This window comes from Streptomyces sp. NBC_01016 (genome assembly GCF_026341035.1).
GTDB lineage: Bacteria > Actinomycetota > Actinomycetes > Streptomycetales > Streptomycetaceae > Streptomyces.
Map to the genome: position 1 here is coordinate 3,460,348 of NZ_JAPEOQ010000002.1, position 21,947 is coordinate 3,482,294.

Here is a 21,947-nt window from a genome sequence, read left to right on the forward strand (position 1 = left end):
GCAAGCGGCTCAGGGCTCGATCTTCTCCAGGTCCTCGAGCAGCCCCGGGTGGGTCGGCTGCCAGCCGAGAGCGGCGCGGGTGTGCGCACTGCTCGACGGCTGGTCGGTCGCGAAGATCGGCCCGAGCGGACCGAAGTTCTCCTCCGGCACGGAATCCGCAGGGACCCCGAGCCGCCGCCCGACGACCGCGGCGATGTCCCGTACGGCATCGCCCTCGTCGGCCACGGCGTGCCACGCGGTGCCGGCCGGGGCCTTCTCCAGGGCGAGCCTGAACAGGACGGCGGCGTCGAGGGCGTGGACGGCGGGCCAGCGCTGCGTACCGTCGCCGGGGTAGCCGGCGACTCCGGTGCGGCGGGCGATCTGCGTGAGCATCCCGGCGAATCCGCCGTCGCCCTGGTTGTGAACGGTGCGCGGCAGCCGGATCGCCGAGCTGCGTACACCGCGCGAGGCGAGGTCGAGGGCGCGCCCCACCGACACGCCGCGCCCGCCTACCGGCCCGTCGGTGGGCAGCGGGTCCTCTTCGGTCGAGGCCCGCCCCGGCACCCACGGGGTGCCGGACACCGTGACCAGCGGCTTCTCGGAGCCGATGAGCACGTCGCCGAGTGCCGCGAGCGCGGCGCTCTCCTCGGACACCGAACGCGCGAGCGCCTCGGGTGAGCTGAAGTCGTTGGTGAAGGCGAGATGGACGACACCGTCCGCCTGTTCGGCGCCGCTGCGCAGCACGTCGAGATCGGTGAGCCCACCGCGGAGCACGTCCGCGCCGGCCGCGGTGGCCTTCTCGGCGGAGGCGTCGGAGCGGGCGAGGGCGGTGACCGTGTGCCCGGCGGCCAGCAGTTCGGCGACGACGGCCGAGCCGATCAGGCCCGTACCGCCGGTGATGAAGACATGCATGATCGACTCCAGATGCGAGGCATGGGAATGGCCATGGGAAGGGGATCGGTGATGCGACACATGTCGCATCACCGACTACGGTACACCCGCTGATGCGACACGTGTCGCATCGCTTAGGATGGGCGTATGCCGAGATGGAAGCCGGATGCCCGGCAGCGCCTGGTCGTGGCGGCGCTGACCCTGTTCGCCGAGCAGGGCTACGACGACACGACGGTCGCCCAGATCGCCGAGCGCGCGGAGCTCACCCGCAGCACGTTCCACCGGCACTTCGCCGACAAGCGGGAGATCCTCACCGCAGGGCAGAAGACCCTCAGCCGCCTGCTGGTCGAGGGCATCACAGAAGCCCCCGACGACGCGACCCCGGTCGAGGCCGTCGCGGCGGGCCTTGAGCGCGCCTCGGGCGAGATGACCTCGTTCAACCGCGAGCTGAGCCCGCTGCTGCACGCGGCGATCGAGGCGAACGAGGAGTTGCAGGAGCGCAACGCGCTGAAGAGCATCGGCATGGCCGCCGCCATGGTCGAGGCACTGCGCCGCCGCGACGTCCCGGAACCCACGGCGCAGGTCGCCGCGGAACTCGGCGTCCTCGCCTTCAAACTCGGCTTCGCCTCATGGGGCGACCCCGCCCGCGACGAAACCCCCGGCGACCTGGCACCCCTCGTACTGGCCGCCCTGGACGAACTGCGCGCGGCGGCGACGGGGCTCCGCTAGCCGAACGGCCGGACCCGGTCACCGCCGACGGTCGTCAGCTCAGCGCGTCCGCTCCGCCCTCCACCCACACCCGCAGCGCCGACGGCCGCACGGCGTCCATGTGCACCCGGTTGACGGCGATCGCGCTGCGCCGCGTGGCCGCCTCGGGTTCGCCGGTGTTGGTGTTGACGTCGAAGCGGGGGAAGTTGCTGGAGGAGACGTCCAGCCGGATCCGGTGGCCCGCCGCGAAGCGGTTCGCGGTGTCGGGCGCCGTCACCTCGATCTCGTACACCTCACCGGGGACCAGCGGTTCGGGCCGCTCGAAGGAGCGATGGAAGCGGCAGCGGAAGATGCCGTCGGTGAGGTTCATGGCGAAGCCGTGCGGGTGGTCGGGGTTGGGCGGGTACTGGTCGATGAGCTTGACGGTGAAGTCGGTGTCGGGCGCGGAGGACGACACGTGCAGCCGCACGGAGACGGGCCCCGCCAGCACCACATCCCGGTCCAGCGGTGGTGTGAGGACGCTGATGACATCGGGGCGGGCGTCGAGCGGGAGATAGGGCTCGGTGGCCCCGAACGTCCGGGCGTCCGGGGCGTTCTGGTCGTACGCGCCGCCTGTCATGACCGGTTCCCCCGATGTCACCTGCCCGCCCATGGTTGGCACCGGGTTCCGCGGATCGAAGTCGTACGCCACCGATGCCTCGTCCGCCGTCGGCGGGGCGGGGGAGAGGGCGCCGTTGGCGTGCAGGTACAGCGACACCGGGCGCGTTCCGGACGGCGGCCAGGCCGTGTCCGTGCGCCACGCGCCGCCGTGGCGCATGCGCCCCGCCGCGTCCCGGCGGCCGTCCCCGCCGCCCATCAGGAAGTACTGCACGGCCGGGAAGGTGTCAGGGTGTGACACCTTCCGCCCGAGCGCCTGGTCGAACCACCGGCTGCGGAACGCGAGATACGACTCGGCCAGGTTCCCGGACAGCGTCGCCGCCGGCCCGAAGTCGACGTCTCCGGAGAACGTCTCGCAGCGGTGGCCGTGCGTCCACGGACCCATCACCAGGTAAGCGGGGGCCTCCTTGCGCGCTCGCAGCTCCGTGAAGTTCTCGATGGTGGACCGGACATAGGGGTCGTACCAGCTGCCCATGTGCAGGCTCGGGACGTCGGGGAAGCGGTCGTAGGAACCGCGGCCGTAGAGCGCGGGGTTGCGGTAGTAGTCGCCGAAGGCATCCTCGCGCCACTGCTCCAGCAGGAACGCCTCGTACACCGGAAGATGCCGCAGCGGAGACGACCCCGGCCGCCACGGCAGCGCGGTGAACCAGCCCGCCACGTCCAGGCGGCGCATCTCCTCCGCCAGGACCGGATCGGCCGCCGCCTCCGGGCTGTTGGCTCCGTGCCGCAGCGCCCACGTGGCCTGCTTCAACTCGAAGGCGCCGCCCATCCGCATGCCCGCCTCGTACGCCGACGCGAAGCCGCCCGAGTCCTGGAACATCGCCGCGAGACCGGCCGGGGCCTCCGCCGCCGCGGCGGCCTGGACGTGCGCGGAGTAGGACACCCCGGTCATCACCACCCGGCCGTCGCACCACGGCTGCGCCCGTAGCCACTCCACGGTGTCGGCGCCGTCCGGGCCCTCCCCGAGGTACTTCACGAACGTCCCCTCCGACTCCCCGCGCCCACGGCAGTCCTGCCGCACGACGTGGTAACCGGCGTCCGTGAAATGCCGTGCGATGTCCTCGGGCATCGGCACCGGGGTGTCGTGCCGGTCCTGGTCCGAACCGCGCTGCTCGCGCTTGCCGTACGGGGTCCGCTCCAACAGCACCGGCAGCGGCGGGGGTTCGGGGTCGGAGCCGGCGGTGTAGAGGTCCGCGGAGAGGCGGGCACCGTCGCGCATGGGGACGGTCAGGGGCCTGCGCCACAGCGTGCCGTCGGCATGCAACGGGCAGGGGGCGCTGGGGGCTTTGAGGGCGTCTTGCGAGGTCACGGCCGCAACCGTAGGTCGCGGCCGACGCGCGGTGGATCACTTGCCGCAATCACGTCAACTGTTCCGTCAGGCCGTGACGCCGTGCGTATCCGCTTCGTACTGTGTGCCCGCCGCCCTTCCGGACCCAGCGATCAGCACAGGCGCGACCTTGTGCGCCCGCCCGGCGTGGCCCCCTTCGATCCCAGGAGAATCCATGAGCGCGACCGCTCGCCGTGAGGTGCGACCCGAACGCCCGCCCACCGGGGGCGGGGGCTCGCGGCTGCTCGACTTCATCGAGCGGGCGGGCAATGCGCTGCCGCACCCGTTCTGGCTCTTCTGGATCATGGCGGGCGTCGTCGCGGTCGTCAGCTGGGCGCTCGCGGCGGCCGGGGCGCAGGTCGCCGACCCGTCCAAGGACGGCACCATCGCCGTGCGCAGCGCGATATCCGCCGACGCCGTCCGCGACCTCGTCAACGGCGCGGTGGACAACTTCGTCACCTTCGGCCCGCTCGGCACGGTGCTCGTGGTGATGCTGGGCGTCGCCGTCGCCGAACGGGCCGGCCTGTTCGAGGCGTTGGCGCGGCGGATGCTGGCGGGCGTCTCACCGCGCTGGGTCACGCTCGGCGTCGCCCTGTGCGGTGTGCTGTGCAAGTTCCTGTCCGACTCCGCGTACGTCGTGCTGATTCCGCTCGGTGCCATGGCGTTCCGCGCGGTCGGCCGCTCGCCCATGCTCGGCATGATCGTGGCCTTCGTGTCGATCAACGCCGCGGGCGACGCCAACCCGCTGATCACCTCCAGCGACGTGCTCTACGCCTCCGTAGCCACCGAGGCCGCCCACCTGGTGGACGCCGACTTCGTCGTCCGGGCCACCGACAACGTGTACTTCTCCACGACGTCGGCGTTCATCCTGGCCTGCACCGTCGCCTTCGTCACCGAGAAGGTGCTCACCAAGCGCGAGCATCTGCTCGTGCCGGACGCGGACCTGGAGGAGAAGGCCCGGCAGACCGTCATCACGGCGGGTATCGACGACGCCACCGAGGTCCGCGCCCTCAAGCGCACAGGCCTCGTCGCCCTCGGCTACGCCGTTCTCCTCATCGCCGCGATGCTCCCGACCGACTCCCCGCTGCGCGGCAAGGGTGGCTCCATCGTCGAATCGACCCTGCTCAACAGCGTTTCGGTCTTCGTCGCGATGTTCTTCATCCTCATCGGCTACGTGTTCGGCAAGGCGACCGGCCGCATCGAGGGCAGCCGCGACGTGCCCGCCCTCATGGCCGAGGGCGTCCGCGGCATCGCCCCGCTGCTCGTCCTCTTCCTCGCCGTCTCGCAGTTCCTCGCCCTGTTCCAGTGGACGAACATCGCCACCGTGCTCGCCGTGAAGGGCGCCGACTTCATCGAGCACCTGGGCGTGCCCACGCTCGTCCTCTTCCTCCTGCTGCTCATCGCGATCTCCCTGATCAACCTGCTGATCACCAGCGGCTCCGCCCTCTGGTCGCTGGTCGCCCCCGCCCTCATCCCGATGATGATGCTGCTCGGCACCAGCCCCGCCACCACGATGGCGCTCTACCGGATCGCCGACTCGTGCACCAACTCCATCAGCCCGATGGGCACCACCTTCGCCCTCGCCGTCGGCTATCTGCAGACGCTGCGGCGCAAGGCGGGCATCGGCACGCTGGTCTCCTTCACGCTGCCCGTCGCGATGGCGATGCTCGTGGTCTGGGTCGTCCTCTTCTTCGCCTGGTACCTGCTCGGCATCCCGCTGGGGCCGGGGGCAGCGGTCCGCTGACCCGTGCGGGCCTTCGTACCCTGATGCGGTGAGCATCATCATCGACGTCGGAGGGCTCGGCCCCGCGGACATCGCAGCCGGGCCCTCCGCTCTGTCCGAACTCATGGCGAGCCTGCACATCCTCGCCGAACCCGAGCACCACCCCGAGGCCGCCGAGTGGACCGCCCGCGTCGCCGCGGTGAACCCGGCACTCCGTGACGAACTCGCGGTCTTCGCCCCGCTGTGGGCCCGCTTCCGCTGCCGCCTCTTCTACCCTCGGGCGCTGCCCGTCGCGGCGGATCTCCGGGAGGAATTGGCGGCCATCGAGGACCTTCCCCGTACGGAATTCCTCGGCCTCGTCGCACCCGGCGTGCTCGGTGCCAGCGCCCGACCCGCGCCCGCCGCCCACGAACTGCGCACCGGCACCGAGGCTGCCGAGGAGTACGTACGCCAGTGTCGGCGGCGCTCGCACTCCAGGGGCGACCTGGCCGTCGAACTGGTCGCGGACCCGGCCGCGTTCCGCGCGCGGCTCCTCGCGGTCCTGCGCGCCGCCGACGCCGCATTCTTCGCCGACGACTGGCGCAATCTGGGCCCCGCACTCGACGACCACGCCCGTGAGGTCCGGCGGCGGCTCGCCCGACCCCGCCCGCCCGTCGACGTGCTCACCGAACTGCTCCCCACCGCGTCGCGCGTCGGACCGGGCGCCCGGATCCGCCTCGACAAGCTGCAGATCGACGAGGTGGTCGTCGGTCGGCGCCCGCTCGTCCTCGTCCCCTCGGTCCGCGTCTGGCCGCACCTCGTCGTCAAGGACGAGGACCCGTCCTGCGTCGTCGTGCAGTACGCGGTCCGCGCCGCGATGCCCTCCGGGCCCGGCCAACTCTCCCTGCGCGCCTTGCACGACCGGCTCACGGCACTCGCCTCACCCGGCCGCATGGAGCTGTGCCGGCACCTCCTCGGCGAACCGATCACCACCTCCGAACTGGCCACCCGCCTGGGCTCCACCGAACCCCAGGTCTCCCGCACACTGCGCCAACTCCGCGAGGCGGGCCTGGTCCGCTCGACCCGCGACGGCAAACTCGTCCGCCACCGACTGGCGACGGACGTCGTACGCGCGTTGGGCGACGACGTACTGGCGACGGTGATGCGCTGAGAGGGGGGAGGGGAGACAGACGGTCAGCGGTCCGTGATGGCTTCGAGGACGAGCTGGGTGAACTCCTTCGTGGTCGCCGTTCCGCCCAGGTCGGCCGTCCGTGCGTTCGTCGTCGCGAGGACGGAGGCGAACGCGTCGAAGACCTCCGTCGCGGCCTCGGGGTGGCCCAGGTGGTCGAGCATCATCGAGGCGCACCAGATCGCGCCGAGCGGGTTGGCGATGCCGCGGCCCGCGATGTCGGGGGCCGAACCGTGGACGGGCTCGAACATCGACGGGTACTCGCGCTCCGGGTTGAGGTTGGCCGCGGGCGCGATGCCGATGCTGCCCGCGACGGCGGCCGCGAGGTCGGAGAGGATGTCGCCGAAGAGGTTGGAGCCGACGATCACGTCGTAGCGGGACGGATCGAGGACGATCTTCGCGACGAGCGCGTCGATGTGTTCCTGCCGCCACTCCACCTCCGGGAACCGCTCACCGGCCTCGCGCACCAGCTCGTCCCAGAACGGCATGGTGTGCACGATGCCGTTGGATTTCGTCGCCGAGACAAGGTGGCCCTCGCGGCGTCGCGCGGTGGTGAACGCGCAGTCGAGGATGCGCTCCACGCCGGGGCGGGTGAACACCGCTTCCTGGACTGCCATTTCGTTGGGGAACCCGCGGTTGAGACGCCCGCCGATCTCCGAGTACTCGCCCTCGACGTTCTCGCGCACGACGACGAAGTCCACGTCCGCGCCCGCCTTCGCGACCGGGCTCGGGACGCCCTCCAGCACCTTGATGGGACGCAGGTTCACGTACTGGCGGAACTGGCGGCGGATGGGGATGAGCAGACCCCAGAGGGAGACATGGTCCGCCACCCCCGGCCAGCCGACCGCGCCGAGGAGGACCGCGTCGTGGTCGCGGATCCGGTCCAGGCCGTCCGTCGGCATCATCGCGCCCTCGGCGCGATACCGCTCGCAGGACCAGTCGAACGAGTCGTAGGAGAAGGCGAGTCCGTGGCGTTTGCCGACGGCGTCGAGGACGGCGCAGGCGGGCGGCAGTACCTCGGTGCCGATGCCGTCACCAGGGATGAGCGCGATGCGGTGGCGAGTGGTCGTCATGGTGACCATGGAATGCCGAGCTGTCCCGGGCTGTCCAAGACGCGTTTGCAGCCCGTTCGATAACGCTCGCCTATCGGTTCTCCGGCTTCCGTTCCCGGGGAGTCCCCTGGCCCGTACTGCGCGACCTTTCGATCACGTCGATGAATGCCGCTGCCGCCGGGCTCAGCCGGTGTCTGCGCCACACCAGGCCGACGTCGAGCGTGTCCTCGATGGCGAGCCTGCGCACCCGCAGCCCGACCGTGTCCGCGAGCGGGCGCCACGAGTCGGCGACGACGGCCACCCCCACGCCCACCACGAACGACTACGGCGACGGGGGAGTGACTGACACGATGTACTCCACCGGGCCGTCCGCCGCGTTGCGGTAGAGGTGGGGCTGGCGGGCGTCGAAGGTGATGGACTCCTGCGCGGTCACCGCGTGGGTGACACCCGCGATCTCCACGGTCAGCGTGCCGTCGATGACGTAGGCGCACTCCGTGGAGGGATGGGCCCACGGTTCGTCGCTCGTGGCCGCGCCCGGCGGGAGGATCGCGCGGAGCACCTCCAGGCGGCCGTTGCTCCCGGCGAGGCGCTCGTACTGGACCAGGCCGCGCGGGCCGCTGATGGTGGAGCGCTCACCAGGTCGGCTGATGTGGACCGCGGGGACGTCCTCCTCGTCGAACAGGGCGACCACCGAGGCGCCGAACACGTCCGCGAGCCGCCGCAGCGTGGCCAGACTCGGTTCCGTCACGCCGCGTTCCACCTGGCTCAGGAGCGTCGCCGAGAGACCGGCCTGCTGGGCCAGGGCGCGCAGGCTCAGTCCGCGCTCCGTGCGCAGTGCCCGCAGCCGGGTGCCGATCATGATCCTCCGTACAGGGTGAGTGCACACCGCACATCTCGTCCTGTGAACACGCGTTGACGATTGTCTTTCCGGAGCTTAGCATCTCGGATCGCCCTCCCGTGTGCAGCCAGACTGCACGCGGGAGGTGCCCAGTTCCGATCCGACCGATCGGACGCGACCCAACCCGATCCGACTCGTAGGGGATGCGATGGCATCGACGGTCCCGAGGCCGCCCACGGCCCACCGCTGGCTGCTCGTCCTCCCGTTCGTCTGGCAGGTCGTACTCGTGCCCGTGGTCAACGGGGTGCGGTTCGCGCCGCTGAACATCCCGTTCCCGATGCTCTGGCAGATGCTCGGCGTCCTGGCGTCGACCGCCGTCATCGCCCTCGTCTTCCGCCTCGACCGCAGGGCGGGCGTGGACGAGGAGGAGGCCCGGTTCCTCGAACTCACCGCGCGTCCGGCCGAGTTGAAGGCGGGTGAGGTGGCGTGACGCTCGCCCTCGTGCTCGCCATCGTCGTGGGCACCGTCGTCGGCGCGATCGGCTTCGGCCGCCGCGCGAGCAGCGGCGCCCCGGCCACCACCCTGTCGGGCTGGGCCGTCGGCGGCCGCCGCTTCGGCACCGTCCTGTTCTGGTTCATGAACGCGGGCGAGGTGTACACGACCTTCGCCGTCCTCGGCATCTCCGGATACGCGTGGGCCATGGGCGCCCCCGCGTACCTCGCCTTCACCTCGGTCTCCCTCAGTTACGCCATCGGTTACTGGCTCATGCCGAAGATCTGGCGGGCCGGCCGCAAGCACGCGCTGATCACCCAGGCCGACTTCTTCACCGCCCGCTTCGGCGCGCCCTGGCTCGGTGTCGTCACCGCGCTCGTCGGCATCGCCGCCCTCGTCGTCTACGTACAGATCCAGTTGGTCAGCCTCAGCCTCATCGTGCGGCTCACGCTGGGGAGTTCGGTGTCACCGAACGCGGCCGTCGTCATCGGGGCGGTGGTGATGCTGGCCTTCGTCTTCCTCGCCGGGCTGCGCTCGGCCGCGTTCTCCGCGGGCGTCAAGGACGTCCTCATGATCGTGGTCGTCGTGCTGCTGACGGCCACGGTGGCGAGCAAGGTCGGGGCCTCGTCCCTCTTCGACATCTTCCGGCTCGCCGAGGAACAGCACCCGGGCATCGGGAAGTTCCCCGGCATCGACCCCACGTCCCCGACCACGTCGACCTGGCTGATGACGTCCGCGCTGAACGTGGCGCTCGGCAACTGGGTGTTCCCGCACCTCTTCCAGGTCTCCTACTCGGCCGCGTCGGGCACCGCGATCCGCCGCAACGCCATCTGGCAGCCGCTGTACTCGCTCGCGTACTTCTTCGTGATCCTGCTCGGCTTCGCGGCCCTCGTCGCGGGGACGAAGCCGGCGGGCGGTGACCTCAACGCGGCGCTCCTGCAGTTCGTTTCGGACAGCTACCCGGCCTGGATGGTCGGCCTCGTCGCCGGCACCGGCTTCCTGCTCGCGCTCGCGCCCGGCTCCGTACTGCTGCTCACGTCCGGCGTCCTGTTCGCCCGCAACGTCGTCGGCACCGTGACGCGTCGCGGCCTGTCGGACCGCACCACACTGCTTGTCTCCCGCCTGTCGATGATCGGCTTCGCCGCGGTCGCCGTGTGGCTGACCATCGGCCGCAGCCAGTCCCTCGTCGACATCCTGCTGAACGCCTACTCGGCCATCGGCATGCTCGCCCCGGCCGTCGTCCTCGCCTTCCTGTGGCGCCGCACGTCCGCGATCGGCGTCCTGCTCGGACTCGTCGCCGGGTTCACCGCGCTGCTCGCCCCGTTCGCCAAGGACTACTGGGCCGCGCACCTGCCCGAATGGGAACCGGGCCTCATCGCCATGGCCATCAACGCCGTGGTGGTGCTGGCCGTCAGCCTGATCACGCCGAGGCCGAAGGCGGAGGCCGTGGCAGTGGGCCTGGCCCTTTCGGCGGAGGACTGCAAGCCACCGGCAGAGAGTACGAGGACGGGGATCGCATGACCGAGAACGATGCCGAGGAACTGGTCACCGAGCTCTACGACTTGCGCGTCACCGTCGACCGCATCGAGGGCCGCTCCGTCTGCGGAATGGCTGTCGGCGACTACTTCGAACTCGTCGACAGCGCGCGCCTGCGCATCCCCGAAGGACGCCACTTCTGCGTCTACGCGCTGCAGGCGGTGCTGCCGCTCCTGCCGGCCAAACAGCGTGCGCTGCCCGCCGGTGACTGGCTCGAACGGGACACGCTCGTGTGCTGCCCCGACCCCGAAGAACGACTGATCATGCGCATCGACCGCACGGCGCGGTGCCGCCTGAACACGGAGGACCTCACGTGACCGCTACGACCGCCGCGGCGAAGGTCGAGATCGGGCTCGGCCTGCAGAGCGACAAGCAACCCGCCGACTACGCCCGGCTCGCCGCCCGCGCCGAGGACCACGGCTTCGACGTGCTCTCCGTGTTCGGCGACCTGATGTACCAGCCGCCGCTCTTCCCGCTGCTCGAGATGGCCCGCGCGACGCGCCGCGTACGGCTCGGCGCCGCCTGCTGGAACCCGTACTCGATGCATCCGTACGAGATCGCCGGCCAGGTCGCCGCGCTCGACCTGGCCTCGTCCGGGCGCGCGTACCTGGGCCTGGCCCGCGGTACATGGCTGGGCGATGTCGGCATCGGGCAGCCGCGGCCGCTTGCGCACATCCGGGACGCCGTGGGACTGATCCGTGCGCTGCTCTCCGGCTCGGAGGAGGGCTACGAGGGTGAGGTGTTCCGGCTTGCACCGGGCACGCGCCTCCGTTACCGGCCGGAGCGCCCCGACGTCCCCGTGCTGATCGGCACGTGGGGTGCGCGCACGGCGGCTCTCGCCGGGCGCATCGCGGGCGAGATCAAGATCGGCGGTTCGGCGAACCCCGCCATGGTCGACGTGATGCGCCGCCGGATCGCGGGCGGGCCCGACGCCGCTCCCGCGGACCACGTGGGCATCGTGGTCGGCGCCGTGACCGTCGTCGACGAGGACGGGGCGCGGGCGCGGGCCCACGCCCGTACCGAGGTCGCGATGTACCTCGCGGTGGTGGCCGATCTCGACCCGACGGTCGACGTCCCCGCCGGGCTGCTGGCGGGCGTCAAGGAGCGGCTGGCCCGCGGTGACTCGGTCGGCGCCGGAAAGCTGATCCCCGACGACCTCCTGGACCTGTTCGCCTTCTCCGGCACACCCGAACAGGTCGCGGCGCAAGCCCAGTCGCTCATCGACGCGGGCGCGTCCCGCGTGGAGTTCGGGACACCGCACGGCCTCACGGACGACGGTGGCGTCGACCTCTTGGGAACGCGGGTGCTGCCGCTCCTGGATCGGTGACGGACTGCACCGGCGGTCGGTGCCGAGGTCTCGGGGCTCTGCCCCGGACCCCGCTCCTCAATCGCCGGAGGGGCTTGATGGGGTCCGCAGCTCATCGAACGTCACGATCCCCCGTTCTTGGCTCCCACCATTCGCCGCACTCATGAACACCCCCACGTCCTGCCCGCCACCCGCGACCCCCGCCGGGGCAGCCGTGCCGACCGTCGTCCAAGTGGTGCCGTCCGTGCTGAACTCTCCCTTGTACGTGGCACCTTGACGGGTCAGACGCAGCCGCACCGGCGCCGTCACCGAGCCGCCCGCCGTCGTGACGGAGTCGAGGCGGCCGTTGCCGTCGGCGTCCCAGGACAGCGCACACCCGTTGGACGGGGTGACCGCGAGATTGACGTATCCTGAACTCCCCTTGCCCGTCAGGTCGTTGCGGACGATCAGGCCCGCGCGCGCCCAACCGCCCGTGCGGTCCTGGGCGGTGACCCGGACCGAGGCGGAGGACCCGTCCGTGAAGGCCCCGGGGCGGTAGATCGCGCCGAACTCGTCCGTGCCGCCCCACAGATCGGCGCCGCCGCCCTCGATGGCGAAGGCATCGCCGGACTGGCCGAACACCGCGTCGTTGAACGACACCGTCTTGTACGGGTCCTTGACCCCCGTTCCCGCCAGGAGCCGGACCGCGTCGACCGCCGCGCCGCGCGCGGTGCCCATCCGGTACGCGGCGTCGGCGCGCGCCCGGAGCACGAGCCCGTCCGCCGCGCCAGTCAGTGACACCGTGAAGCGTCCCGTGAAGGACTCGCCGGGAGCCACCGAAGCCGCGACGACCGGGCCCTCCGCACGAGCGGTCAGCCCGTCGGGCAGGTCGAGCGAGAGGACGACGCCCCGCGCCGCCGCCAGGCCGTTACGGTTGGTGAACGTGACCTCGACCGTGACCGGCTCGTCCGTGGAGACGGCGGCGTGCGCGGCGGAGGCGGTCAGCGTGGCCTGGTGCGCGGTGTTCGCGAGCGTGTCGTGGATCCGGCGTGCGAGCCGCTCGATCGACCCCGAGGGGCGCTCCGGATAGGGCTCGTGGCCGTGCGCCCACTTGTCGTCCATCGCGAACCAGTCGATCTCGGCGGGCTCCCGGTCCTCGGCGAGCGAGGCCGTCAGCTCGGCGAAGTACCTGCGCCAGCGGGGCAGATAGAGGCCGGAGACGAGGCCCGACCACTCCCGGTTGGCGTAGTCGCGCAGCCCCGCGTCGCTGCCGGCCCGGTCACCCCAGGTCGTGACGATCGACCGGGCGTCGTACTCCAGTTGGTCCCGTTCCGCGCGATCGGCTCCCCAGGCACGGGCCTCGGCGAGCCACCGGCCCAGCAGATGCTGCTCCGAGGTGGCCAGCGCGTCGTCGAGGAGCTTCATCCAGTCGAGCCACGTCCGCGTCAGCTGCTCGAACAGTGCGGTGTCACGTGCCTCGTACGCCGCCCTGATCTGTGGCAGCAGCACCCGGCTGCGGTTGGCGAGCACCTGCCGGGCGACGTCGAGCAGGTCGTACCGGTAGGCGGAGCTGTCCCGCAACTCCTCGTCGACGGCCAGGAGTTCGGTGAGGGCGCGGTCGAAGGCGGCGGTGTCGTAACGCTCGGCCTTCGGGCTCCACGCGGCGGCCGACTGTACGTTCAGCGCCGGCCGGGCCCCGAACAGGCCGTCCGGCGCCTCGCTCCAGGAGTCGGTGCGGCGCATCCCGTACGCCGTCTCACGCAGCACCCGCCAGGCCGCGCTCGCGTGCCGGTCGGCGCCGCCGTACCGGGACGCCGCCCACCGCCCGAACCAGTCGTCCAGGTCGACACTGCCCGCCGTCCACGCAAGGTCGCCGAGGAGTGCGAGCGCCGCGGGGTTGTTGTCGGCCCCCTCCGGCATCGCGGCGATCCCGGACAGCCTGCTGCCGTCCTTGTCCCGCCAGCGCGGGTAACTCTCCACCCAGTCCGGGGTGTTGGCGCCGAGCGCGGTGTGCCCGCCGAAGTTCCAGATGCTGCCGTACGTGTACGGGGTGTCACCCCAGTCGCTCTCCCGGTCGGTCACCGTGGCGTACCGGTCGGACAGACCGTCGACGATCAGCATGCGCGAGCGGTCCACGGCGTCGAGGATCTCGCGGCGCGGATTCGTCTGCCAGCCGAGGATCGCCCACACGGCCTCGGGATGGGCCGTGCGCAGGGCCGTCTCGACGGCGCGCGCGGCCTCACCGACCGGCACGTCGCCGGGCCGTCCGCCCTCGTGCAGCAGATCCATCTTGTACATGGAGGTGCCGCCGAGTCGCGTGTCGAGCCGGGCGTAGAACTCGGCGCCCACCTCGGCGAAGGCCCCGGTGCGCGGGTCGAGCCAGTCGGGGCGCTTGAACCCGCTCCAGGTGCCCTGCGGGACGACCTTCGCCCCGTCGACCCGCTCGGGAAAGCCGTCGGGCACGGTGCCGAACCAGCCCGGCAGCACCGCCGTCATGCCCAACTCCCGTACGCGGTCGGCGATTTTGTGCCCGAGGTCGGCGCGCCGCTCCAGCAGGCGCCGGCTGACCGGGCCGCCGAACCCGGACATGTTCTGCAGCAGCCACCACGGCTGGTGCGCCGGAGCCGGGATCCACGCCAGCAGCTCGGCCTCGGAGTACCCGAACCGCCGGAACGTGTCGAAGTAGGCGGCCTCCACGCCGGTCGTCACGAGGACCTCGTTGAATCCGTGCAGCGCGAGCACGTCCAGCTCGCGCTGCCAGGCGTCCCAGTCGCGGTAGGGGCCGGTGTAGCCGTCGTTGGTGTCGTTCAGGGCGAACCGGTGGGAGACGTTCGCCGACGCCGTCAACTCGGCGGTCGGTGCGGGCAGTTGCTTCGGAAGGTTCAGCTGCTCGCCGTTCCAGGTGACGGAGGCGTGCGCGACATCGCGCAGATAGCGGTGCAGACCGGCGAGGAGGACGGCCGGGGTCGATCCCTCCACGACGATGCGCCCGCGGGAGCCGGAGACCCGGAACCGGTCGGCCGCGCCCCCGCCGCCCGACGGGCGGAAGGTGACCTGGCCGTGGTGGCGGGGCAGCAGCCGGCGCAGCGCCGCGTCGCCGGGTCCGGTGTCGAAGCCCGCACGGCCGCCGGAGCCCGCACTGCCGCCAGTGGCGGCGAAGGCAGCCCCGCCCGGTGTGGGCAGGGCCGTGACACCCAGCACGATCGCCGTGCTCGACAGCAGCCGTCTGCGGCTCAGGCGGGGCCGGTTCGGCTGCTGCGGTGAGGGTCGGGTCACGAGGTCAACTCCCGGATGACGGCCGCTCTGGCCTTCTCGATGTCGGTGACGTCCTTGGTGCGGCCGTCGAGGTTCCTGGTGGCGAGGTCGAGGGCGGCCCGCAGCGCTTCGCTGTCACCACCGCTCCCGGAGTCCGCGAGCTTCTCCCGCGCCTGCGCGATCAGCTCGAAGTCCTCGATCCCTTCCTTGAGCTGTTCCCACCGGATGCTCGACATCGGCCCGTCGTCCTCCGGATAGACGAGATACTCGTCGCCCTGGGTGAAGATGTGCACCGGCTGCTCGAACGGGTCGGAGGTCCAGCTGTTCCACGACCAGCGCAGCAGCCCGTCGAGCTGCCGCTGGGCCGAGATCCACGGCAGCATCCGGGCCTCGACCGCGGGTGAGTACGAGAAGGTGTTGGGGTGGTCCGGCACCCCGTACACGTAGAACGTGGTGATCTTGCCGTCCTTGCGGCGCTGCGCGACCTTCTCCGGGGTCATCTTGTCGATGCCGCCCCAGTCGACGGAGAGGTTCGAGGCCAGGGGCTCCGTGCTGATGGACCCGGCGACCGAGATGCGCCGGTCGAAGGCGGGCGCCACCTCGTGCACGAAGTCGCGGACGACCTTCATCGTCTCGACGGGCCGCTCGTCGAAGGACAGCCACGTGTGGTCGAGGCGTCCGGTGTCCCGCAGATGGTCCTCGAACGCGCGCAGGAAGGCACCCCACGCCTCCCGCCACCGCTCGCCGCCCAACTCGACGTTCTCGTACACCTCCTTGCCGGTGCGCGAGTCGACGTACGTCAGGTGTTCCTTGTCCTGGAAGGCCAGCATGGAGAACGCGCCGATGTCCGGGCCGATCCCGGCGCGCTCGGCGGCGGCGACGTACTTGTCCCAGCGTGCGAAGTCGAAGCGGAACCGGTCGCCGTCCCAACTCCAGCCGACCATGCTGGAGTACGGGGTCGCCGTCTGCGACTTCCGGCTGTTCCCCGGCCACGGATAGTGCCAGGGGTTGTCGACGACGGTGGTGTTGATGACCTTCTGCCCGCGGCTCGCCAACTCACGGTTGTACGTGTCGATGAGCTTCCAGTGCTTCGCCGACCACGGTGCGACGTGGTGCGCCTTCGCGATGGTGTCCGGCTGCGCCCAGACGTCCAGGAAGAACCGGTAGTTGGCCGGGTCGGGCAGGCTCACGTCCGCGACCTCGATGGTCAGCGGGTACGTGGCCTGGGTCTTCCCGTTCACGGTGACGGCGACGGAGCCCTTGTACGTCCCGGCGGGAGTGCCCTTCGGGATGCGGAAGGTGAACCACAACGGCTGCGCGGCGTACGCGGGAACGTCGACGGCCGACCGCTCCTCCAGCGCGTCCCCCACGACGTCCGGATTGCGGTCGCCGGACACCTCGGTGGGCGAGCTCACCTGGTCGATCGTGGCGGACCAGTCCAGCTCGGACTTGGAGCGCTGCACGGGCACGTACTTCACGAACCGCACCTGGGCGCGCCGGGCCGCGTCCCCGCCGAGCCGGGCGCCTTCCGGCCCCGTCAGTTCACCGACCCGGGCGGACACACCGCTGAGCGGTGTGCCGGAGGCGATGGCGAGCTGCGCGGAGACCTGCTCGCCCCGCACCGCCGACAGCGTCAGCTCCTTGGTGTCCTTGCCCTGGATCGCCTTCATGGGATACCGCGGCACCCGCTCCTCCGCGGAGTTCGCGAAGGCCCCTGTCGGTACCCACGTGATCGTGTCCCGCGTCCCCATCGCCTCGGCGACCTTGGCCGTGAGCCAGTCGGCACTTCCCGGTCTCCGGGGTGAAATGCGCACGTTTCACGTCCTTTGTTCGAGTGGAACCGGACTGAGCGCTGTCCAAAGTGCAAGAGCTTGCTTGATCCACCCAATGTTTGAGCACAAAACGTCAACGTGTCAACGGAAAAGCACTCGACTGCCGTCCCCGATCGCGCCATGATCCGCTCTCGTGACGACATCGACGCAGAAGCAACTCCTGGCCCGGGCCGCCGCCCGCAACAACGCGGAGTGGTGCGCCGCGATGAGCCGATCGCACGGCGTGGCGGGCGAGTTCGGGGGTGAGGTGTGGACCGCCCCGGCCCGCACTCCGCTGTACTACCCGGACGCGGTGACGCTCGCGCCGGGCGCCGACCCGGCCGCCGTGACGGCCCGCATCGACACCGCCGCACCCGGCGCCTCCGTCAAGGACAGCTTCGCCGACCTCGACCTGACGGAAGCCGGTTTTCAGGTGCTGTTCGAGGCCCGGTGGATCCACCGCCCGGCGGGCGCGCCCGCCCCGGCACCGACTCTCGCCTGGGGCGTCGTGGACGACGCGGAGACCCTGCTGTCCTGGGCGAAGGCCTGGGGCGACACGCGCCTCTTCCGGCCCGAACTCCTCGACGACACAGCCACGTTCGTGCTCGCGGGGCGGACGCCCGACGGGCGGGTGGTCGCCGGAGCGGTCGCGAGCCCGAGTGGTGACGATGGCCACCAGGTCGTCGGAATCTCCAACGTGTTCGCGTCGGACGGCGGCCCGGACTCGGTCTGGCCCGGGGTACTGGACGCGGTGCACCGGCTGTTTCCCGATCTGCCGGTGGTCGGCTACGAGCAGGGCGACGACCTCGCGGTTGCCGTCCGCCACGGCTTCGAGGCGATCGGATCGCTACGGGTCTGGGTGCACGGCCGACCGTGAACCGTCCGCGCCGATGAGACGTACGTTGGAGGGGGCGGGCGTGCGCCTCCAGCGACGTACGCCCGTCGTACGAGACACCGGTCCAGACACCGGACTTGAGTCACCACGTAAGGACACACGAGTCATGAGCACCACTCCCGAGGTCACCCTCAACAACGGCGTGACCATGCCGCAGCTCGGCTTCGGCGTCTTCCAGGTTCCCGACGACGAGGCGCACGCCGCGGTCACGAGCGCCCTCGACGCCGGCTACCGCAGCATCGACACGGCGGCCCTGTACGAGAACGAGAAGGGCACCGGCCGCGCCATCGCCGACTACGGCCTGGCCCGTGAGGACGTCTTCGTCACCACGAAGCTGTGGAACACCGAGCAGGGCCGGGACACCGCGCTGCGCGCGTTCGACGCCTCGCTGGACCGGCTCGGCATGGACTACGTCGACCTGTACCTGATCCACTGGCCGGTGCCGTCGCGCGACAAGTACGTCGAGACGTGGCAGGCGTTCGAGGAGATCCTCGCCAGTGGCCGGGCGCGCGCCATCGGCGTCTCCAACTTCCTGCCGGAGCACCTGGACCGGCTCGCCGCCGAGACCTCCGTCGTCCCGGCCCTCAACCAGATCGAGCTGCACCCGCGCCTGCAGCAGAGCGAGCTGCGCGCGTACGACGCGGAGCACGGCATCGCGACGGAGGCGTGGTCCCCGCTGGGCCGCGGCAACGGCGTCCTGGACGACGAGATCGTCACCGCACTCGCCCGCAAGTACGACCGCAGCCCCGCGCAGATCGTGCTGCGCTGGCACCTCCAGCTCGGCAACGTCGTCATCCCGAAGTCGGTGACCCCGTCCCGCATCCGCGAGAACATCGCCGTCTTCGACTTCGAGCTGGCCTCTGACGATATCGCCGCGCTCGCAGGCCTTGAGACGGGCGAGCGCGTGGGCCCGGACCCGGCCGTCCTCGGGTCCTGAGGGTTCCGGGCCCGGCGGGGCCCACTCACTGACCGAGCGGTCGCCCCTCCCAAAGCTCGAGCTCCCAGCCCTGCTCCGGCGAGCCGGAGAGGGTGACGATGCCCGTGTTGGGGAGCGGGTGGGCGGCGACGAAAGCGACATCCACGTTGCCCGCCCGCGCGGCCGTCCACGTCCGGATCACGGCGCCGTGGCTGACCATGGCCACGGTGTCCGCGCCCGTCCTGGCCGCCTCGGCGACCACGGAGTCGAAGCGGTCGAGTGTCTCCTCGCCGGTCTCGCCGCCGGGCATCCGGAGCGCGGTGTCGCCGGAGGACCAGGAGAACGCGGTGTTGAGGTACTTCTGCGCGGACTCGTCGTCGCCGCGCATCTCCAGGTCACCCGCCGCGATCTCACGGATCCCGTCCCGGATCACGACGTCGAGGCCGGTCGCCTTGGACAGGGGCTCGGCGGTGAGCTGCGTGCGGATCAGGGTGGAGGCGTACAGGGCGTCGATCCGCTCGTCGGCCAGCGTCCCCGGGAGCGCCGCCGCCTGCTCCAGACCGAGCGGCGTCAGGCCGGGGCCCGGCGCCGCGGAGTCCAGGAGCCGCTTGAGGTTGGACGGGGTCTGGCCGTGACGTATGAGCAGCAGACGCATGCGGGGGGAACCTCCACGAGACGAACGGAACGCTTGGGTCCACTGTGTCATCCGTGGGGAACATCGGTGGTCAGGCCAGCTTTTATCGGTGGTCAGGGCAGCCTTTGTCGGTGGTCAGGCCAGCTTTTCCAGCAGCTCGGCCGCGAGCGGGGCGGCGGAGGCCGGATTCTGTCCGGTGACCAGGTTGCGGTCGACGACCACGTGCGGCGCCCACGGCTCACCGACCTGGACGTTCACACCGGCCTCCGTGAGCCGGTCCTGGAGCAGCCACCGCGCCTTGTCGGCGAAGCCGGCCTGGGTCTCCTCGACGTTGGTGAACGCGGCGACGTCGTAGCCGGCGAACACGTTGCCGCCGTCGGCCTTCGTGGCCGCCAGCATCGCCGCGGGCGCGTGGCAGACGACACCGAGCGGCTTGCCGGACTCCAGGGCGCGGGTGAGCAGGGCGCCGGATTCGGCGTTGACGGCGAGGTCCTCCATCGGGCCGTGGCCGCCGGGGTAGAAGACGGCCGCGTAGTCGTCCAGGTTCACCTCCTCCAGCTTGATGGGGGAGGCCAGCTCGGCGTTCGAGGACACGGCGGCGGCCATGCGGGCGGCGTTCTCCTGGCCGTCGTTGAACTCGGGCGCGAGGCTGCCCGCGTCGACGGTGGGAACGACGCCGCCCGGCGTGGCCACGACGATCTCGTGCCCCGCCGCCTTGAACGCATCGTACGGGGCGATGGCCTCCTCGGCCCAGAAGCCGGTGGGGTGCTGGGTGCCGTCGGCCAGGGTCCAGTGGTCGGCGCCGGTCACCACGAAAAGGATCTTCGACATGGGGTGCTCATCTCCGCGGGAGTCGTCGGGAAACGTCGGGAATCGTCGGTCCGGTGATGTCTTGACGTCTACGAAGGTAGGCCCGCGGGCCACGGCCGACCAATGGTGGGCTACCGTGCCCGCGTGGCAGAGCGGATCCAGTCGGTGGAGCGGGCGGCGTTGGTCCTGCGGCTGCTCGCGTCCGGGCGCCGGCCGTTCGCGGTGTCGGAGCTGGCCCGCGCGATGGGGCTGCCCCAGGAGTCCCTGGGCGGAATCCTCGGCACGCTGGTCGCGGCGGGCCTGGTGGATCGGGACCCGGCCACGGGCAAGTACCGGATCGGCGCCTCGCTGCTCCACCTGAGCAACGGCGACCTCGACACGAACGAGCTGCGCGCCCGCTCCCTGCACAGCGCCGACACCCTCGCCGCGCGCAGCGGCGAATCGGTCTGGATCGCCACCCCGCACGAGGGCGGGGCCCTCGTCATCCATCACGTCTTCCGCCCGGACGACAGTGCTCAAGTCCTGCGCATGGGTGCCCACTTGCCGCTCCACGCCTCGGCCGTGGGCAAGACGCTGCTCGCCTTCGACCACGAGCTGGACGTACCCGAGAAACTCCCGGCCCTCACCGGCCGCAGCATCACCGAACGTGCGGCCCTGGCCGCCGAGTTGTACGAGATACGCCGCCGGGGCTGGGCCGCCGCCGTCGACGAGCACGCGGACGGCAAGGCCGCGATCGGCGCCCCGCTCCGCGCCGCCTCCGGCCGTACGGTCGGCGCCATCAGCATCGCGGGACCCACCCACCGCCTGACCGAGGCGGGCCATGCCCGGGCGGATCTCGCGGCCCAGGTCATGGATGCGGCGCGGGAGATCGGCAGAGCGCTGGCGCGCTGAGCCGGCCGAAGGGGTCTACGGTACGAGCACGATCCGGCCGAAGGCCTCACCCGAGTCCATCAACTGGTGCGCCCGCACGGCCTCTTCCAGCGGGAGCACCGCGTGCACCACCGGATCCAGGGAGAGCTCTCCCGCGAACAGCTCGGCGCGCACGGCGCGTTGAGCGGCCTCGGGCACCGTGTCGGCGCTGAAGGTGGCGAACGACATCGACTTCCGGAACGCCGCCGTCATGTGCGCGGCGAGGTCCGCGGGCGGAGGCCCGGCGACCATGCCGATCGCCACCAGACGGCCGTTGGGGTTGAGGCGGTCGAGGAACGTGGGCATGTCCGGTCCGGCGATGATGTCGATGATGACGTCGTAACCCTCGGGGGCATCGGCATCGGCATCGGCATCGGCATCGGCATCGGTGGAGGTGCCGGAGCGGTCCAGTACGTGGGTCGCCCCCAGCTTGCGCAGGCGTTCGCCGCGCTCCGCCGACGAGGTCGTGACCGCAACCGCGCTCGCCCCGCCGCGCGCCGCGAGCTGCACCGTCGGGATGCCCAGGCTGCCGGCCGCGCCGCGCACCAGCACGGACTCGCCGGGGGCGAAGTGGGCGTGGCGCAGGGCGAAGTGCGCGACCACGCCGGAGGTGCCGAGCGTCACCGCGTCGGCGGCGGACAGCTCCGCGGGCAGGGGGAGGACCGCGTCCACGGAGGCGACGGCCTGCTCGACGTAGCCGCCGCCCGTGCCGGTGAACGCCCAGACGCGCCGGCCCACCCACGAGGCGTCCACGCCGGCGCCGACCGCGGTCACGGTGCCCGCCACCTCGCTGCCGGGCACATGGCCCTCCTGGAACAAGCCGAACGAGGCGAGGGCGCCGCTGCGGATCAGTGCGTCGACCCCGCCGACGCCGATCGCCTCCGTGGCGATCAGTACCTGCCCGGCGGCGGGCACCGGGGCCGGGAGGTCGACGACCGCCATGCCCTCGGGGCGTCCGAATTCCTGGATCGCGATGGCCTTCACGGGGGCTCCTTTGGTGTCTCGGGGTGGGGCTTTCGGACGTTAACGGACGCCCCCGTCCGTTTGGGTAAAGTGAGAGA

General features: G+C 71.4%; 20 protein-coding genes. 10 read left to right on the top strand and 10 right to left on the bottom strand.

Features of this window, described 5'->3' with window-relative positions; genetic code table 11:
* Positions 1-9 precede the first annotated feature (9 nt).
* Entirely contained in the window at positions 10-891 is an 882-nt protein-coding gene (locus OG746_RS42450; protein WP_266724512.1) for an SDR family oxidoreductase, read from the bottom strand.
* 126 nt (positions 892-1,017) lie between these two features.
* Between OG746_RS42450 and OG746_RS42455 the strand changes: the two genes are divergently transcribed.
* On the top strand, positions 1,018-1,599 hold the full coding sequence (locus OG746_RS42455) for a TetR/AcrR family transcriptional regulator (RefSeq protein WP_266724513.1): 582 nt from the start codon (positions 1,018-1,020) through the stop codon (positions 1,597-1,599).
* Between the two features lie 34 nt (positions 1,600-1,633).
* On the opposite strand, the gene OG746_RS42460 is transcribed toward OG746_RS42455, so the two are convergent.
* Entirely contained in the window at positions 1,634-3,544 is a 1,911-nt protein-coding gene (locus OG746_RS42460; RefSeq protein ID WP_266724514.1) for a CocE/NonD family hydrolase, read from the bottom strand.
* Between the two features lie 193 nt (positions 3,545-3,737).
* Here OG746_RS42460 and OG746_RS42465 point away from each other — a divergent pair, with 193 nt between their 5' ends.
* Both OG746_RS42465 and OG746_RS42470 read left to right on the top strand, forming a co-directional pair.
* Positions 3,738-5,306: an AbgT family transporter gene (locus tag OG746_RS42465; protein WP_266724516.1), complete on the top strand. Its 1,569-nt coding sequence runs from the start codon at positions 3,738-3,740 to the stop codon at positions 5,304-5,306.
* A 28-nt stretch (positions 5,307-5,334) separates the two neighbouring features.
* Positions 5,335-6,435 carry an ArsR/SmtB family transcription factor gene (locus OG746_RS42470; protein ID WP_266724518.1) on the top strand — a complete coding sequence of 367 codons (1,101 nt, stop codon included), beginning with the start codon at positions 5,335-5,337 and terminating at the stop codon, positions 6,433-6,435.
* 23 nt (positions 6,436-6,458) lie between these two features.
* Here OG746_RS42470 and OG746_RS42475 read toward each other — a convergent pair whose 3' ends face one another.
* From OG746_RS42475 to OG746_RS42485, 3 genes are all read right to left on the bottom strand, one after another.
* Positions 6,459-7,526: a tartrate dehydrogenase gene (locus OG746_RS42475; RefSeq protein ID WP_266724520.1), complete on the bottom strand. Its 1,068-nt coding sequence runs from the start codon at positions 7,524-7,526 to the stop codon at positions 6,459-6,461.
* A 70-nt stretch (positions 7,527-7,596) separates the two neighbouring features.
* Positions 7,597-7,812 carry a type 2 periplasmic-binding domain-containing protein gene (locus OG746_RS42480; protein ID WP_266724522.1) on the bottom strand — a complete coding sequence of 72 codons (216 nt, stop codon included), beginning with the start codon at positions 7,810-7,812 and terminating at the stop codon, positions 7,597-7,599.
* Between the two features lie 15 nt (positions 7,813-7,827).
* Positions 7,828-8,364, bottom strand: coding sequence for a helix-turn-helix domain-containing protein (locus OG746_RS42485; RefSeq protein WP_266724524.1), 537 nt, complete (start codon positions 8,362-8,364; stop codon positions 7,828-7,830).
* 187 nt (positions 8,365-8,551) lie between these two features.
* On the opposite strand from OG746_RS42485, the gene OG746_RS42490 reads away from it, so the two are divergent.
* The 4 genes from OG746_RS42490 to OG746_RS42505 are packed head-to-tail and all read left to right on the top strand — an operon-like array spanning position 8,552 to position 11,698.
* Positions 8,552-8,833: a DUF3311 domain-containing protein gene (locus tag OG746_RS42490; RefSeq protein WP_266724525.1), complete on the top strand. Its 282-nt coding sequence runs from the start codon at positions 8,552-8,554 to the stop codon at positions 8,831-8,833.
* The gene (locus tag OG746_RS42495) at positions 8,830-10,356 is read left to right on the top strand and encodes a sodium:solute symporter family protein (RefSeq protein WP_266724527.1); all 1,527 of its coding nucleotides are present in this window, start codon (positions 8,830-8,832) and stop codon (positions 10,354-10,356) included. The genes OG746_RS42490 and OG746_RS42495 overlap by 4 nt, the downstream gene beginning before the upstream one ends.
* The gene (locus tag OG746_RS42500) at positions 10,353-10,688 is read left to right on the top strand and encodes a TIGR04076 family protein (RefSeq protein WP_266724529.1); all 336 of its coding nucleotides are present in this window, start codon (positions 10,353-10,355) and stop codon (positions 10,686-10,688) included. Before OG746_RS42495 ends, OG746_RS42500 begins: the two co-directional genes overlap by 4 nt.
* Positions 10,685-11,698 carry an LLM class flavin-dependent oxidoreductase gene (locus OG746_RS42505; RefSeq protein WP_266724530.1) on the top strand — a complete coding sequence of 338 codons (1,014 nt, stop codon included), beginning with the start codon at positions 10,685-10,687 and terminating at the stop codon, positions 11,696-11,698. Before OG746_RS42500 ends, OG746_RS42505 begins: the two co-directional genes overlap by 4 nt.
* A 57-nt stretch (positions 11,699-11,755) precedes the next feature.
* Here OG746_RS42505 and OG746_RS42510 read toward each other — a convergent pair whose 3' ends face one another.
* The gene (locus OG746_RS42510; RefSeq protein WP_266724531.1) at positions 11,756-14,932 is read right to left on the bottom strand and encodes an alpha-N-acetylglucosaminidase; all 3,177 of its coding nucleotides are present in this window, start codon (positions 14,930-14,932) and stop codon (positions 11,756-11,758) included.
* Positions 14,929-16,725 carry a DUF4091 domain-containing protein gene (locus tag OG746_RS42515; protein ID WP_266724533.1) on the bottom strand — a complete coding sequence of 599 codons (1,797 nt, stop codon included), beginning with the start codon at positions 16,723-16,725 and terminating at the stop codon, positions 14,929-14,931. The genes OG746_RS42510 and OG746_RS42515 overlap by 4 nt, the downstream gene beginning before the upstream one ends.
* 223 nt (positions 16,726-16,948) lie before the next feature.
* On the opposite strand from OG746_RS42515, the gene OG746_RS42520 reads away from it, so the two are divergent.
* The gene (locus OG746_RS42520; protein WP_266725751.1) at positions 16,949-17,599 is read left to right on the top strand and encodes a hypothetical protein; all 651 of its coding nucleotides are present in this window, start codon (positions 16,949-16,951) and stop codon (positions 17,597-17,599) included.
* Positions 17,600-17,723: 124 nt separating this feature from the next.
* Entirely contained in the window at positions 17,724-18,554 is an 831-nt protein-coding gene (locus tag OG746_RS42525; protein ID WP_266724535.1) for an aldo/keto reductase, read from the top strand.
* A gap of 25 nt (positions 18,555-18,579) precedes the next feature.
* Here the strand turns inward: OG746_RS42525 and OG746_RS42530 are convergent, their stop codons facing one another.
* Both OG746_RS42530 and OG746_RS42535 read right to left on the bottom strand, forming a co-directional pair.
* Positions 18,580-19,188: a histidine phosphatase family protein gene (locus tag OG746_RS42530; RefSeq protein ID WP_266724537.1), complete on the bottom strand. Its 609-nt coding sequence runs from the start codon at positions 19,186-19,188 to the stop codon at positions 18,580-18,582.
* 114 nt (positions 19,189-19,302) lie between these two features.
* Positions 19,303-19,998, bottom strand: coding sequence for a type 1 glutamine amidotransferase domain-containing protein (locus OG746_RS42535; RefSeq protein WP_266724539.1), 696 nt, complete (start codon positions 19,996-19,998; stop codon positions 19,303-19,305).
* A gap of 123 nt (positions 19,999-20,121) precedes the next feature.
* On the opposite strand from OG746_RS42535, the gene OG746_RS42540 reads away from it, so the two are divergent.
* Positions 20,122-20,868 (top strand): IclR family transcriptional regulator, encoded by a 747-nt coding sequence (locus OG746_RS42540; protein ID WP_266724540.1) that lies wholly within the window; start codon positions 20,122-20,124, stop codon positions 20,866-20,868.
* 15 nt (positions 20,869-20,883) lie between these two features.
* Here OG746_RS42540 and OG746_RS42545 read toward each other — a convergent pair whose 3' ends face one another.
* The gene (locus OG746_RS42545) at positions 20,884-21,870 is read right to left on the bottom strand and encodes a zinc-dependent alcohol dehydrogenase family protein (RefSeq protein ID WP_266724542.1); all 987 of its coding nucleotides are present in this window, start codon (positions 21,868-21,870) and stop codon (positions 20,884-20,886) included.
* Positions 21,871-21,947: the final 77 nt, after the last annotated feature.

Bases quoted from the DNA above. Each gene is read 5' to 3' on its own strand.
- OG746_RS42450 (WP_266724512.1), bottom strand. From the start codon at position 891: ATGCATGTCTTCATCACCGGCGGTACGGGCCTGATCGGCTCGGCCGTC.
- OG746_RS42455 (WP_266724513.1), top strand. From the start codon at position 1,018: ATGCCGAGATGGAAGCCGGATGCCCGGCAGCGCCTGGTCGTGGCGGCG.
- OG746_RS42465 (WP_266724516.1), top strand. From the start codon at position 3,738: ATGAGCGCGACCGCTCGCCGTGAGGTGCGACCCGAACGCCCGCCCACC.
- OG746_RS42475 (WP_266724520.1), bottom strand. From the start codon at position 7,526: ATGACGACCACTCGCCACCGCATCGCGCTCATCCCTGGTGACGGCATC.
- OG746_RS42485 (WP_266724524.1), bottom strand. From the start codon at position 8,364: ATGATCGGCACCCGGCTGCGGGCACTGCGCACGGAGCGCGGACTGAGC.
- OG746_RS42490 (WP_266724525.1), top strand. From the start codon at position 8,552: ATGGCATCGACGGTCCCGAGGCCGCCCACGGCCCACCGCTGGCTGCTC.
- OG746_RS42500 (WP_266724529.1), top strand. From the start codon at position 10,353: ATGACCGAGAACGATGCCGAGGAACTGGTCACCGAGCTCTACGACTTG.
- OG746_RS42520 (WP_266725751.1), top strand. From the start codon at position 16,949: ATGAGCCGATCGCACGGCGTGGCGGGCGAGTTCGGGGGTGAGGTGTGG.
- OG746_RS42525 (WP_266724535.1), top strand. From the start codon at position 17,724: ATGAGCACCACTCCCGAGGTCACCCTCAACAACGGCGTGACCATGCCG.
- OG746_RS42530 (WP_266724537.1), bottom strand. From the start codon at position 19,188: ATGCGTCTGCTGCTCATACGTCACGGCCAGACCCCGTCCAACCTCAAG.
- OG746_RS42535 (WP_266724539.1), bottom strand. From the start codon at position 19,998: ATGTCGAAGATCCTTTTCGTGGTGACCGGCGCCGACCACTGGACCCTG.